The following is a 14,012-nucleotide window of genomic DNA, read 5'->3' on the forward strand; positions in this document are numbered from 1 at the left end:
CCCGGCGGTCGAGAGCTAACCCCACCACTGTGCAGCATCGTTGATCAATCCGACACCCGTGTGTCGCTCGCGTTTTGAGACGCCGAACGGCGGGCCGCCCCTGGGGGAAGCGGCCCGCCGTACCCCCAGTACTACGCGGGCACCTTGTACTCATCGCACACGACGTACAGGTCGTCGTCGTTGGCGATGCAGATGTGGACCCAGCCAGGACCTCCCTGGAGGTTCACCGGCAGGTTCCAGGTGTCCGACGAGGTGTCGTCGCAGTGCAGGCTGGTGCTCCTCCTGGAGCGTTCGAACCCCTGCCGGTCGTAGGCGAACGCGTAGAGCCTGCGGCAGTAGTTCGCCTTGAAGGTGTAGTCGACGTCGACCGACCTCTGGTGCCAGCGGATCGTGCCGGACCCGACGGTCGCGCCGTAGGCGACTCTGAACGGCGTGGACGGGTCGGCGGTGACGGAGGCCGGAGCCGCGCCTGCCGAGCCCGGCACCATCAGCATCGCGCCGACCGCCGCGAGCACTGCCGCCCCTCCGACAACACGGCGCAGCATTGACTTGAATTCCACGGTGATTTCCTCTTTGTGAGAAGCGTGCATTTCGTCACGATCGGAAGCGAATCTGGAACCGATCTGCAGGCGGATGAGCGACCCGCCGAATCCCCCAGTCAGCTGATGACCCAGCGCGTGGCCTCCGCGCAGTCGATCATGTACGCGAATCGTCCGGCGACGCTGCTCTTCGTGGTCAGGCACTTGGAGGTCTCCACCCCGTGCCGGAGGAGCTTGGGATTGGTGGAGGTGGTGGTCCACGTGCTGGACGGGGTCCCGCAGTCCATCGTGAAGACCTTCACGCCGTTCGAGGCCAGGCACAGCCCGCTGGCGTCGTTCCTGAAACGGCCAGGGGCGTAGTTGTTCCACTGCTGCGAGTCTGCGTTGTCGCACATGTACAGGAAGACGTCGCCGTCTCCGTTGTCCAGGCAGTTGTTCGCGTTCGGGTGCTTGATCTGGAAAAGCGCGTTCACGCCGAACTCGCCTTCTGGCGCCGGAGCCGCCGACGCCGGCGCCATCAGCGTCGCGCCCACCGCCACGAGCACTGCCGCCCCGCTGGCGACCCGGCGCAGAATTCCCCTGAATTCCATGATTGATCCCCTTTTGTGTGAATCGCGCATTTCTCCGCGATCTGAAAGGAATCTAGAAAAATCGACCTACAGGTCACCTACAGCGCTCCTACACGGCCTGGCACTCGTTCGGACGCACCCCGCACCGTGGCGACGCTGCTACCCTCCGGAGTCGTTGCTTGGACCGGGTGGGGGAGCCTTGGTTACTACAGCGACGTTCGCGGTCCTCGGTCCGCTGCGCGTCACGAACAACGGCCTGCGCCTGTCGCAGGCCAGTCAGCGTCAACGGGCACTGCTGGCCGCACTGCTGGTCAGGCCGCATCAGCCGGTGGGACTGCCGGACATCGTCGAGGCGCTGTGGGGTGAGCGGCCGCCCGCGTCGGCGGTCGCCAACGTGCACACCCACGTGAGCCGGTTGCGGCAGGACCTCGCAGGCATCGGTCTCAAAGACCGGGTGGTCACCGACAGCGGCAGCTATCTGCTGCGGGTCGAGCCGGACGAGCTCGACATCACGCGTTTCCACCACGCCGCCGAGGAAGCACGCACCGCGATGCGGTCGGGTGACGCGGGGAAAGCGGTGGCGATCTGGGAAGAGGCGTGGGCCGGCTGGCGGGGTTCGCCGCTCGAGGACGTCGAGCGCGCGGGGTGGCTCGAGATCGAGGCGGTGCGGCTGGAGGAGATGGCCGTCTCCGCCCGCGAGGACTTCGCCGACGCGCGCCTCGCGGCCGGGCAGCTGGGCATCGTGATCACCGAGCTGGGCGCGCTGGTGCGGCAGACGCCGTTGCGCGAGGGGTTGTGGCAGAGGCTGATCCTCGCCCAGCACCGGGCAGGGAGGCGCGCCGAGGCCCTGGAGACCTATCGCACGATGAGAGAGGTGCTGGTCGACGCGCTCGGGGTCGAGCCGTGCGACGAGGTCCGGCGGCTGCACCAGGAGGTCCTGAGCGGGACGATCCAGCGGGTGGTGCGGCCGATGCAGCTGCCGCCCGACGTGGAGAACTTCACCGGGCGCGCGGCCGAGACGGCGGAGCTGGTCCGGTTGCTGCACCGGAAACGGAGAACCGTCGCGATCACCGGCAAGGCGGGGGTCGGCAAGACCGCGCTCGCGGTGCGGGTGGCGCACGAGGTCGGCGCCCGGTTCCGCGGCGGGCACCTCTACGTGCGGCTGGGCGGTACCTCGCCGTCACCGCGCGACCCGGCCACCGTGCTCGCCGAGCTGCTGATCGCGCTCGGCGTGCACCCGCACGCCGTACCGGACGACCTGGAGGCGCAGGCCGCGCTGTACCGGTCGCAACTCGCGGCCCGGCAGGTGCTGATCGTGCTGGACGACGCGGCGGGCATGGCGCAGGTCCGGCCGCTGCTGCCCGGTTCGCCGGAGTCCGCGGTGCTGATCACCAGCCGGGTGCAGCTCGTCGAGACCGACGGCGCGCACACCGTGCACCTCGACGTCCTCGGTGAGCGGGACTCGGTGCGGTTGCTGGGGTCGATCGCCGGGCAGGACCGGCTGGCCTGCGAACCCGGCGCCGCCGCCGAGGTGGCGCGCTACTGCGGCAACCTCCCGCTGGCGTTGCGGATCGCGGGCGCCAGGCTGGCGCGGCGGGCACAGTGGACGGTCGGCAGGCTGGCCGACCGGCTGGCCTGCGAGGGCACGCGGCTCAACGAGCTGCGCATCGACGACCTGGAGGCGCGCGCCAGCCTGGCGCTGAGCTACCAGACGCTGACGGACGACCAGCAGCGCGCGTTCCGGCTGCTGAGCCTGCTGGACGCGCCCGACTTCCCCGGCTGGGTCACCGGCCCGATGCTGGACGTTCCCGACGGGGAGGAGATCACCGACAGCCTGGCCGACGTGCACCTGCTGGAGTCCGCCGGGCCGGGCCGCTACCGGTTCCACGAGCTGCTGAGGGTGTTCGGCCGCGAACGCGCGCTGGAGCAGGACGATCCCGAGACTCGTACCGAGGCGTTGCGCAGGGCGTTCACCGCGTGGCTCGACCTGGCCGTGCGGGCGGAAACCGACCTGCCGTGCCGATTCCTCAAGGTGCGGGTGCCCGATCGCGGCTCGGTGCCGGGCCTCGACACTGGCGACCCGCTCACGTTCCTCGAAACCGAGCGCGACGCCCTGGTCGCGGTGGCGGCGCAGGCGATCGCGCTGGGCCTCACGGGTCTGGGGTGCGAGGTCACCGGCGTGCTGACGACGTTGTTCGACCTGCACGGCCACTACGACCTGTGGCGGCGGACCCACACGCTCGCACTGGAGGCCGCCGAGGACCCGCACCACCGGGCCGTCCTGCACCAGGGCCTCGGAGCGCTGGCGTTCTACCGCGACCACTTCCACGAGGCGAGCGCGTACTTCGCGACGGCACAACGACTGTTCGCCGGTGTCGGCGACGTCCGCGGCCACGCCTACGCCGATCTCGGTGTGGGCAGCGTGCACATGTTCCACGGGCAGCACGACGAAGCGGTGGTCGAGCTGACCCGCGCGCTCGCCGTGTTCCGCGACTGCCAGGACGCCTGCGGGGAGGCGTTCTCGTTGCAGGGACTGGGAGTCGTCCGCCGCAACCAGGGCCGCCTCGACGACGCGGAAGCACTCCTCGACAGCTCGCTGGCGATCTTCGCTGAGCTGGGCTGCGGCTACGGCCGGGCGTGCACGTTGTTCAGCATGGGCCTGCATCACAACGCCCGCGGCGACCTGGAGGCCACGGAACGCGCGCTGATGGAGGCCGTCGAGCTGTTCGGCGCGGTGTCCTGTCCCCGCGACGAGGCGCTGGCGCTGCACGTCCTGGCCGCCGTCCACGCCCGGCAGGGCGACGCGGAACGGGCCGCCGAACTGATGGCCCGCTCGCAGGTCGCGTTCTCCCCGGCGGACGAGAGCGTCGGCAAGGCCGAGACCCTGTACAGCCTCGGCTGGGTCGCGCACCGCACCGGCCGCCCCGACCACGCCGCCGCCTGCTTCGACCAGGCGTGGCGGTTGTTCGAGAAGCTCGACATGCCGATGCACCGGGAGTGGACCGAGCGGGCGCTGACACAGCTGGGCATGAGCGTGCCGGCCCCGTGAAGGGCCGGCACGCCGTCATCGTCGTTCAGTTCGCAGCGAGATCCCAGCCGGTCCACCCGGACCCGACCTGCGTCCCGGTCCCGAACCCGCCCGTCCCGGTCCCGAGCCACTGCCAGAGGGTGTTGTCCGACGAACGGATGGCCACGAGGTCGGCCCTGTTGTCCCCGTTCACGTCCATCGACGTCATCTGCCGGAACCCGTTCCACCCCGACCCGACCTGGACCGCGGTCGCGAAGTCGGCACCGTTGCGCTTCCAGAAGAAGAGCTCGCCGGCCGAGTTCGTCGCCCAGATGTCGCCGTCGGAGTCACCGTCGGCGTCCGCGGCCGTGTGCCGGGCCAGCGACGCCCAGCCCGCACCGACGAGGTCGCGCTCGGCGAACTTGCCCAGGCCCCGGCCGACGTAGAGGTACATGTTGCCGCCGTCGCGGGCGAGGATGTCGGTCTTGTTGTCGCCGTTCACGTCGCCGAACGCCACGTTCTCCATGGCCGCCCAGCCGGTGCCGACGGTCTGCGCCGACGTGAAGGTGCCGTCGCCGCGGTTGTGCCAGTAGTAGAGCGTGCCGTTGCCGATCGCCCACAGGTCGGCCCAGCCGTCGGCGTTCGAGTCGCCGATGCCGATCCGCGAGAACCCGCCCCAGCCCGGCCCGAGCCGCACCCCGGCGGCGAACCCGCCACCGGCCTTGCCCTTGTAGATCCACGCGGTGCCGGACGGGTCGACGCCCAGCGCGTCGTCGTACTTGTCGCCGTTCACGCTCTTGCCCGGCAGCACGACGGCAGGGGGAGCGCCGATCGCGGCACGAGCGTCGTCCACGAACTGCTTGTAGCGCCCCGACTTGTAGGTCGACCACGGCGACCAGTCCGAGCCCTGGTCGGAGATCTTGTACGCCTCACGGGCGTTGCACGCCGCGTTGTAGGCGCAGGAGTCGCTGACCTCGGGGTGCCAGTAGTCGTTGAGCTGCCACAGACCGCGGTCGACCGAGTTGTGGCTGTCGCTGTTCACGTACCGGGCCGACGGGTCGCACCGCGACTCGGCCATGCCGACCGCCACCGCGACGACGAGCCTCTCGCCGGTGAACCCGGCGGTGCGGCCGTTCGAGACGCAGAGGTCGATGTCACCGGCGGCCTGGGCGGAGGGAGCGAACACCACGCTCGCTGCGGCGGCCAGTGCCAGCACTCCGGACAGGATCCTCATGTCAGTTCACCGCCAGGTCGAAGCCGGACCAGCCGCTGCCGATCTGCACGGCCTTGCCGAACGTCCCGGCACCGCCGCCCAGCCACTGCCAGAGCGTGTTGTCGGACGTGCGGACCGCCACGAGGTCGGCCTTCGCGTCGCCGTTGACGTCCATCGACACGAGCTGACGGAAGCCGTTCCAGCCGGAGCCGACCTGCGTCGCAGTCGCGTAGCCACCCGCGTCCTTGCGCCAGAAGAAGAGCTCGCCGGCCGAGTTCGTGGCCCAGATGTCGCCGTCACCATCGGCGTCGGCGTCGCCTGCGGTGTGCCGCGCCAGACCCGCCCAGCCCTCGCCCAGCAGCGAACGAGCGGAGAACGCGCCGCCGCCCTGGCCGGTGTAGACGTACATCTTGCCGCCGTCACGGGCGAGGATGTCGGTCTTGTTGTCGCCGTTGACGTCCACGAAGGACACGTACTCGAACGCGGCCCAGCCCGTCCCGACCTCCTTGGAGGCCGTGAACGTGCCGTCACCGCGGTTGGCCCAGTAGTAGAGCGTGCCGCTGCGGACCGCGAACAGGTCGGCCCAGCCGTCGGCGTTGGAGTCGTTGATCGCGATCACCGAGAAGTCGCCCCAGCCCGGACCCAGACGCGTCGCCGCGGTGAACCCGCCGCCCGCCTTGCCCTTGTAGATCCACGCGGTGCCGGAGGCGTCGACACCGATCGCGTCGTCGTAGACGTCGCCGTTGATGCTCTTGGCGGCCTTGTTCGCGGTGCCGCAGTTCTGCGACACGTACGTCTCGGTGCCCGCGGCGTAGTCGAACGGATCGCCGTGGAACGAGGCAGGGCGGATGTAGTCGGGGTAGGACTGGCCACTGCCCCGGTTGCGGTACTCGAAGTGCAGGTGCGCGGACAGGCCGGAGGTGTTGCCGTCGGTGTTGCCGACCGTGCCGATGACCTGGCCCTGTCGCACGGTGTCGCCGTCGTGCACCGATTTCTTGTCGAGGTGCGCGTACAGCGTCGAATAACCGCCGCCGTGGTCGATCTCGAGGTAGTTGCCGTAGGCGGAACTTTCGCCGCCCTCCGTCATCACGGTGCCGGCCGCGGCGGCGAGGACGGGCTCACCGAGGTCCTCGTTGCCCGACGTGCCGGACATGTTCCAGTCGATCTCGTTGTTGCGGTGCGCGCTGCTGGCGCCGGAGTTGCCGATCCACGAGGTGCCGCAGATGAACGGCAGCTCGAGTGAGGGAGCGGCGGCCTGGGCGGTGCTCGGGGCGAGCGTCACCGCCATCGCGGCCACGGCGACGCCGACGACCGTTCTGCCGATTCTGGAAACCATTTCCTGAATTCCGTTTCTTCTCGTGAATTGACCTGAAACGGAATTTATGGAGCTGTTCTACACGGCCCCTACAAGGGCTCTACAAGGGCTCTACAAGGTTTCGTGCAAGGAATGTGGTGCAGGCTCCCCGGTGTGGGGAACACGGCGAGCTTCGAGATCCTGGGTCCGCTGAGGGTGGCCAACTGCGGTCAGCCGCTCAAGCCGGCCGGTCCGCGGCAACGGGCGTTGCTCGCCGCGCTGCTCGTGCGCGCGAGACAGTCCGTCAGCCTCGCCGGTCTCATCGACGCGTTGTGGGGCGAGAACCCACCGGTGTCCGCGGTCGCGAACGTGCACACCTACGTGAGCCGGTTGCGCCGCGACCTCACCGACATCGGCCTGCCCGGCAGGCTCACCACCGACAGCGCGGGCTACCGGCTGCGGGTCGAGCCGGGCGAGCTGGACACCGAGATCTTCGAAGCCACGGCCCGGCGAGCCCGCGAAGCACTGGCGGCGGGAGACGCCGCCGAGGCCGCGGCCCTGTGGCAGGAGGCCTGGCAGGTCTGGCGCGGCACGATCCTCGAGGACGTCCCCCGCGCGGGCTGGCTGGAGGCCGACGCGGTCCGGCTCGAGGAAATGGCCGCCGCCGCAAGGGAGGACTCCGCCGACGCACGGCTCGCCGCGGGCCAGTACGGCGCGCTGATCACCGAGCTGGGCGTGCAGGTCCGGCAGTTCCCGCTCAGGGAAGGCCTGTGGTGGCGCCTGATGCGGGCCCAGCACCTGGCAGGCCGGAGAGCCGAGGCGCTGGAGACCTACCGCGCCGTCCGCGAGGTCCTCGTCGACACGCTCGGCGTCGACCCGTGCGACCAGATCCAGGACCTGCACCAGGAGATCCTGCGGGGCAGACCGGAGAGACCCGAGCCTGGCCCGACCCCGGTGCGCCCCATGCAGTTGCCGCCCGACGTCGACGACTTCACCGGCCGCACCGCCGAACTGGCCCAGCTCCGCGAGGTGCTCACGCACCGCACCAAGTCCACGCTCGCCGCCATCACCGGCAAGGCGGGCGTCGGCAAGACGTCACTGGCCGTCCGCGCGGCCCACGAGATCGGCGACCAGTTCAGCGGCGGCCAGCTCTACGTCCGCCTCGGCGGCACCGGCTCGTCACCCCGTGACCCCGCAACGGTTCTCGCGGAACTCCTCATCGCCCTCGGCGTTCACCCGCACGCGGTCCCGGAGGAGATCGAGGCCCGCGCCGCGCTCTACCGCTCGCAGCTCGCCGCCCGCCAGGTGCTGATCGTCCTGGACGACGCCAGGAGCATGGCCCAGGTCCGCCCGCTGCTGCCCGGTTCCGACTCGTCCGCCGTCCTCGTCACGAGCCGCGTGCAGCTGGTCGGCGCGCAGACCGTCAACCTCGACGTGCTCGGCGCCGAGGACGCCGTCCGGTTGCTGGGCGAGATCGCCGGGCAGGACCGCGTGACCGCCGAACCGGACGCGGCCGCCGCCGTCGCCCGGTACTGCGGCAACCTCCCGCTGGCCCTGCGCATCGCCGCCTCCCGCCTGGCCCGCCGCGGCCACTGGTCGGTCGGCAGGCTCGCCGAACGCCTTGCCGGAGAAGGAACCCGGCTCAACGAGCTGCGGATCGACGACCTCGAAGCCCGCGCCAGCCTCGCGTGGAGCTACGAGGCGCTCGACGACGACCAACGGCGCGCGTTCCGCCTGCTCGGCCTGCTCGACGTGCCGGACTTCCCCGGCTGGATCGCCGCCGCGTTGCTCGGCGTCGACGTCCCGGACGCCGAGGAGATCGTCGACAGCCTCGCCGACGTGCACCTGCTGGAGGTCTGGCAGGGCCGTTACCGCTTCCACGACCTGTTGCGCGTCTTCGCCCGTGAGCGCGCACACGAGATCGACGACGACTGGGCCACCGCGTTGCACCGGGCCTTCACCGCGTGGCTCGACCTGGCCGTGCAGGCCGAGGCCGGTCTGCCGTGCCGGTTCCTCAAGGTGCGGCTCGATCCCGAACGCAGCGGGCTGGCCCTCGGTCACCTGCTCGCGGATCCCCTGGCGTGGCTGGAAGCCGAACGGGACGCGCTCGTCGTCGTCGTCGAGCAGGCGCTGGAACTCGGCATGACCGCGCTGGCGTGCGACCTGGCCTGCGCGCTGACCACGTTGTTCGACCTGCGCAGCCACTACGACCTGTGGCGCCACACTCACGAGCTGGCCCTCACCGCCGCGACCGGCGAGCGGCACAGGGCGATCCTGCACCAGGGTCTGGGAGCGCTGGCGTTCTACCGCGACCGCTACGGCGAGGCGAGCGAGCACTTCGCGTCGGCTCAGGACATCTTCGCCGGCACCGACGAGCACCGCGGTCACGCCTACGCGCACCTCGGTCTCGGGAGCGTGCACCTGTTCCACGGCAGGCAGGACGAGGCCGCTGACCAGCTGGGACGGGCGCGCGAGACGTTCAGCGCCTGTCTGGACGAGAGCGGTGAAGCGTTTGCGTTGCAGGCGCTCGGGATCGTGCACCGCAACCAGGGCAGGCTCGACGACGCCGCGCGGTGCCTCGGCCAGGCGCTGGAGATCTTCTCCGGGCTCGGCAACCGGTACGGGCAGGCCTGCGCGTTGTTCAGCCTCGGCCTGCACCACAAGGCCAGGGGCGACCTCGCCAGGACCGAACGGTCGCTGCTCGACGCCGTGGAGCTGTTCCGCGCCGCATCCTGTCCGCGCGACGAGGCCCTGGCGTTGCACGTGCTGGCCGCCACCTACGCCGAGCAGGGCGACGCGGGCACGGCGTCGGAGATGATGTCCCGTTCGCTCACGGTGTTCTCACCGGAGGACGAGAGCGCCGGCAAGGCCGCCACCCTCTACAGCCTCGGCTGGGTCGCGCACCGCAACCAGCGCGCCGACGAGGCCGCCGCGTGCTTCGAGCAGGCGCTGCACCTCTTCCAGCGCCTCGACATGCAGGCGCACGTCGGCCGGACCGTCACCGCGTTGCGGCAGCTGGGGCTCAGCGTCCCGGACCTGCGAAGCTGACAGTGCTGACCAGTCGTCGCTGCACCACCAGGAACACCAGCAGGCAGGGCAGGCCCGTGACCGTCGCCGCGGACATCAGCTCGGGAATCGTGAGGTGCCCGGCGTCCAGTGTGGACAGACCGACCGTCAACGTGCTCGTGTCGCCGTTGCCCGAGACGACCAGCGGCCACAGGAAGTCGTTCCAGTGCCACAGGAACACGAACACGGCCAGCGTGGCGAGCACCGGGCGGCACAGCGGCAGCACGATGGTCCAGTAGACCCGCCAGTTCCCGGCGCCGTCGATCCGGGCGGCGTCGAACACCTCGTCCGGCAGCGCGCGGATGAACTGCCGGAGCAGCAGCACGGCCTGAGCGTTCGCCAGCGTCGGGATGATCAGGCCCCAGTACGTGTCCGCCCAGCCGAGCAGCTGAATGATCACCACGGACGGCATCAGGACCGCGTGGAAGGGCACCATCAGCGTCGACAGCAACGACCACAGCAGCGCGTCCCGGCCGGGAAAACGCTTGCGTGCGAACACGTACCCGGCCATCGATGCCGACAGCAGCACGGCCACGACGGACACCGACGAGTAGATCACCGTGTTGCCCGTCCACCTCAGGAAGCTCTCCGTCGACAACAGCTGCACGAAGTTGTCCAAGGTCAACGAGCTCGGCCACGCGTGGGGGAGTGTCGGTGAGAGGCGTGGCGTCAGCGCGACCACCACCATCAGCACGAACGGTGCGATCGCGATCAACGACACGATCGCGAGCAACACCGTCAGCCAAATACGGTTCCGCATCAGGGGTTCCGTTCGAACGCACGCCGCTGGGTGAGCGACACCAGCAGAACGATGGCCCACAGCACCAGCCCCGCCGCCGCGGCCTTGCCGACCTCGAAGTACGTGAAGCCGTACTGGTACACCGCGTACGCGAGCGTGTAACTCGCCCGCGCCGGTCCACCGGTGGTCATCACGTAGATGAGGTCGAAGACCTGGAACGCGCCGATGGTCTCCACCACGACGACGAAGAAGATCGCGGGCCGCAACGACGGCAGCAGCATGTGGCGGAATCGTTGCCACACGCTCGCACCGTCCACTTCGGCCGCTTCCAGACAGTCGGCCGGGACGGTGCGGATGCCCGCCAGCAGGATCAGCATCGCGTAGCCGAAGCCCTTCCACACCCCGACGATCGCGAGCGCGGGCAGCACCGTCGAGGGGTTCCGCAGCAGCCCGGCGGGCTCGAACAGCCACTTCCAGATCACGCCGCTCAGCACGAGACTCGTCACGTACGGCGCGAACAACGCGGCCCGGAACACCCCGCGGCCCCACGGCACCGAATGCAGCAGCAAAGCCGTTCCGAGAGCTACGGCGACCGTGAGCGGCACGTAGATCGCGACGTAGATCGCCGTCGTGCGCAGGCTCGCCAGGAAGTACCGGTCCTCGACCAGTCCCGCGTAGTTCTCCGCGCCCACGAACTCGACGTCGCCACCGGGCCGGTAGTCGGTGACGCTCAACCCGGCCGCGCCCAGCATCGGCAGGAACCGGAACGCGCCGAACAGCACCAGCACCGGCAGCAGGAACGCCAGCACCGTCAGCGGCTCACGCAGCCGGCTCATCGCTTCTGCAGCAACGCGTCGACCTCTTCCGCCGCGTCGGACAAAGCCTGTTCGGGTGTCCTCTGGCCCAGCAGCGCGGCCTGCAGGTGCGGCGAGAGCAGCCCCATCGCCTTGCGCGCCTTCGGATGCGCGTCCCCGGCCCGTGCGGCTGGCAGCGCCTGGGCGAAGCCCTTGTCCACGTCGTCCACCACCGGCGGCGACGTGTCCGTCCACGGCAGGAAGTAGCCGGACTGCACGCACAGGTCCTCGACGACCTTCCGCGAGGTCATGTAGGAGAGGAACTTCCGTGCCGCGTCGGGGTTCTTCGCCTTGCGCAGCAGCGACAACGCGCCGGGCTGCCCGAACGTCACCCGCTGCGTGCCCAGCAGTGGCGCGCCGACCACGGTGTTCTCCGCCCCGATCGAGCGGGCGACTTCGCGTGCCGTCGCCGGAACCATCGCGTGCGCCATCGCGGCCCGGCCGGCCACCACCGCGTCGTCCGCGAGCTGGGACCGCTTGGTCGCGGCGTCCGGGGGCAGGCCGCCCATCGCTTTCAGGCCGACGAGGAACTTCAACGCCTCAACGCCCTGAGGTGACGAGAAAGCGCTCTTCGTGCCCTCCTCGTTGAACACGGTCCCGCCCGCCTGCCACAGCAGCGGGTAGAAGGTCGTGTTGAGCGTCTCCTCGGTGGAGCCCGCGTAGTCGAGCACCGCTATGCCGTGCGCGGCCAGCTTCGGCGCGGCGGCCCTCACCTCGTCCCACGTGTCCGGCAGGTCGGTGATCCCGGCGTCGGCGAACAGCTTGCGGTTGTACACCGTCGTCGTGACGGTCTGGTACAGCGGCAACCCGTAGACCTGGTCCTTCACCGTCAACGCGTCGACCGCCGACGGGCGGTACGCGCGTTCGCCGCCGGTCAGCACATCGCTCACCGGCAGCAGCGCCTTCTCCTCCACGTACTGGGGAATCATGTCCGGCTGCAGCAGCACGACGTCCGGCCCGTTGCCCGCCATGAGCGCGGCGCCGAGCTTCGGCTCCCTGGTCGCCCACGGCTGGAGCTCGATCCGGAGCTTGATCCCGTGCTCGGCCTCGAACCCCGCCTCGACCCGCTGCCAGTAGGCCCGGCTCTGCGCCTGCTCGGCGATCACCGGGTACATCCACAGCGTCACGGCGTCCTCGCCGGGCTGCGAGCCGCAGCCCGTCAGGGTCGCGGCCAGGGACAGTGCGGCGAGCGCTGCCGTTCTCTTCATGCGGCGTCCGTTCCGAGTCCGAAGAGGCGCGCGGCGTTGCGCCACATCACGTGGTCGTACTCGTTGTCGGAGAGTCCGGCGTCCGCGACCACGCCCAGCGCGATCGCCGGGTCGACCAGGGTGCTGTCCGTGCCGAAGAGCATCTGCTCCAGCGGCACCCGGTCGAGCGCGTACCGGTAGCGGCCCGCGTCGGTGATCGAACAGCACGGCTCGAGGTAGAGCCGGTCGGTGCGGCACGCCGCCTCGACCGCCGTCCGCCACGCCGGTCCGCCCATGTGCCCGGCGATCACCCGCAGGTCCGGGTGCCGTTCCAGGACGTCGACCAGGCCGAGCACCGACTCGTCCCAGGTGTGCACCAGCACCGGCAGACCAGCCTCGGCGGCCAGCGCCATCGTGTCCTGGATCGCCTTGGACAGCAGGGTCTGCCCGGGGTAGGTGGTGTGCACCTTGACGCCGACGAACCGGCCGGTTGGCAGGTACTTCTCGAGTTCGCGTGCCCCGGCGGCGACGTCGTTGGGGTTCACCACGACGTAGCCGAGCAACCGCGGGTGGACCCGCAGGACCTCGGCCATCCACCTGTTGCCGGACACCATGTCGTAGGTGACCGCCTCCGACGCGGAGACGATCTGCCGGTCGATGCCGTAGCGGTCCATCAGCGTGAGGTTGAGCTCGGCGGCACCGACGTCCGTGGCGAAGAACCACGGTCCGGCGTGCGCGTGGACGTCGATGATCACAGTTCTTCTCCCAGCCAGCTCCCGGCCGTTCCGCCGGTGACCTGCTTCCACTCCTGCTTGGTCAGTCCCGCCATGCGCAGACGCAGTGCTGACGGCATGACGTCGTGCAACGGCGTGCGCGACCCGTAGGCGAGGTGTTGCGCGCCGACCTCGCCGGCGATCCGTTCGATGGAGTCGGGGCCGACCAGCATCCGGGTCGAGGCCACGAAACCGGGCTCGCGGCGGGCCGTCACCACGAAGTCCGCCACCCGGTAGGCGTGCACGTCGAGGAAGCACACCCGCGCGCCCCTGTCGGCGAACGGCCGCCAGAACTGGCTGAAGTCGCCGCTCGTCAGCAGCACCATGTCGTGGCCGACAGCGGTGTCCACGACGGCCGCGAGACCGGGGGAGCAGGGCTCGACCCACTGCTCGGGCGGGAACAGCCGCAGGATCCGCACACCCGACTCGGCGAGCCTGCCGATCTCGTCCTCCGCGCCCAGGGCGTCGCGGATGTCGACACTGCCGACCTGCACGAACCGCTGCTGCTGTTCGACTGCTTTGCGCGTCTCGTCGTTGCCCGAGCAGACGTCGAACAACGCGCCGCGCAACGAGCACAGCAGGCCACGGCGGATCCCGTGCCGCTCCTGCTGCTTGGCCACCGCGTCCAGCGACGCGTCGAGCTGCCGATGAGGTACCGCGCCGAACAGCACGTCGACGTCGATGCCGATCTCGTGCCGCTCGGCGGGTAGTGGAGGGAGGGTCACCATGCTCTGGGAGTCTGGTGACCCGCTCTACACGTCCCCTACACGG

General features: G+C 70.1%; 11 protein-coding genes. 2 read left to right on the forward strand and 9 right to left on the reverse strand.

What is annotated here, in order from left to right; translation table 11 throughout:
* Window positions 1–131: 131 nt before the first annotated feature.
* Both ABZ345_RS23520 and ABZ345_RS23525 read right to left on the reverse strand, forming a co-directional pair.
* Window positions 132–560, reverse strand: coding sequence for a hypothetical protein (locus tag ABZ345_RS23520; protein WP_359852424.1), 429 nt, complete (start codon window positions 558–560; stop codon window positions 132–134).
* 98 nt (window positions 561–658) lie between these two features.
* Window positions 659–1,129: a ricin-type beta-trefoil lectin domain protein gene (locus ABZ345_RS23525; protein ID WP_359852427.1), complete on the reverse strand. Its 471-nt coding sequence runs from the start codon at window positions 1,127–1,129 to the stop codon at window positions 659–661.
* A 178-nt stretch (window positions 1,130–1,307) separates the two neighbouring features.
* Between ABZ345_RS23525 and ABZ345_RS23530 the strand changes: the two genes are divergently transcribed.
* Window positions 1,308–4,157, forward strand: a complete 2,850-nt coding sequence (locus ABZ345_RS23530) for a BTAD domain-containing putative transcriptional regulator (protein ID WP_359852430.1) — start codon at window positions 1,308–1,310, stop codon at window positions 4,155–4,157.
* A 25-nt stretch (window positions 4,158–4,182) separates the two neighbouring features.
* On the opposite strand, the gene ABZ345_RS23535 is transcribed toward ABZ345_RS23530, so the two are convergent.
* A complete protein-coding gene (locus tag ABZ345_RS23535) occupies window positions 4,183–5,349 on the reverse strand; it encodes an FG-GAP-like repeat-containing protein (protein WP_359852433.1) in 1,167 nt (388 codons plus the stop codon).
* A gap of 1 nt (window position 5,350) precedes the next feature.
* On the reverse strand, window positions 5,351–6,664 hold the full coding sequence (locus tag ABZ345_RS23540; protein WP_359852436.1) for a VCBS repeat domain-containing M23 family metallopeptidase: 1,314 nt from the start codon (window positions 6,662–6,664) through the stop codon (window positions 5,351–5,353).
* Between the two features lie 132 nt (window positions 6,665–6,796).
* Here ABZ345_RS23540 and ABZ345_RS23545 point away from each other — a divergent pair, with 132 nt between their 5' ends.
* Window positions 6,797–9,670, forward strand: coding sequence for a BTAD domain-containing putative transcriptional regulator (locus ABZ345_RS23545; RefSeq protein WP_359852439.1), 2,874 nt, complete (start codon window positions 6,797–6,799; stop codon window positions 9,668–9,670).
* Here ABZ345_RS23545 and ABZ345_RS23550 read toward each other — a convergent pair.
* The 5 genes from ABZ345_RS23550 to ABZ345_RS23570 are packed head-to-tail and all read right to left on the reverse strand — an operon-like array spanning window position 9,645 to window position 13,969.
* The gene (locus tag ABZ345_RS23550; RefSeq protein WP_359852442.1) at window positions 9,645–10,448 is read right to left on the reverse strand and encodes a carbohydrate ABC transporter permease; all 804 of its coding nucleotides are present in this window, start codon (window positions 10,446–10,448) and stop codon (window positions 9,645–9,647) included. The two genes, ABZ345_RS23545 and ABZ345_RS23550, sit on opposite strands and share 26 nt — an antisense overlap.
* Window positions 10,448–11,263: a sugar ABC transporter permease gene (locus ABZ345_RS23555; RefSeq protein ID WP_359852445.1), complete on the reverse strand. Its 816-nt coding sequence runs from the start codon at window positions 11,261–11,263 to the stop codon at window positions 10,448–10,450. The genes ABZ345_RS23550 and ABZ345_RS23555 overlap by 1 nt, the downstream gene beginning before the upstream one ends.
* A complete protein-coding gene (locus ABZ345_RS23560; RefSeq protein ID WP_359852448.1) occupies window positions 11,260–12,489 on the reverse strand; it encodes a sugar ABC transporter substrate-binding protein in 1,230 nt (409 codons plus the stop codon). The genes ABZ345_RS23555 and ABZ345_RS23560 overlap by 4 nt, the downstream gene beginning before the upstream one ends.
* A complete protein-coding gene (locus tag ABZ345_RS23565) occupies window positions 12,486–13,223 on the reverse strand; it encodes an amidohydrolase family protein (protein ID WP_359852451.1) in 738 nt (245 codons plus the stop codon). The genes ABZ345_RS23560 and ABZ345_RS23565 overlap by 4 nt, the downstream gene beginning before the upstream one ends.
* On the reverse strand, window positions 13,220–13,969 hold the full coding sequence (locus ABZ345_RS23570; RefSeq protein ID WP_359852454.1) for a hypothetical protein: 750 nt from the start codon (window positions 13,967–13,969) through the stop codon (window positions 13,220–13,222). Before ABZ345_RS23570 ends, ABZ345_RS23565 begins: the two co-directional genes overlap by 4 nt.
* Window positions 13,970–14,012: the final 43 nt, after the last annotated feature.

Source organism: Lentzea sp. NPDC005914 (assembly GCF_040629405.1).
Lineage (GTDB): Bacteria > Actinomycetota > Actinomycetes > Mycobacteriales > Pseudonocardiaceae > Lentzea.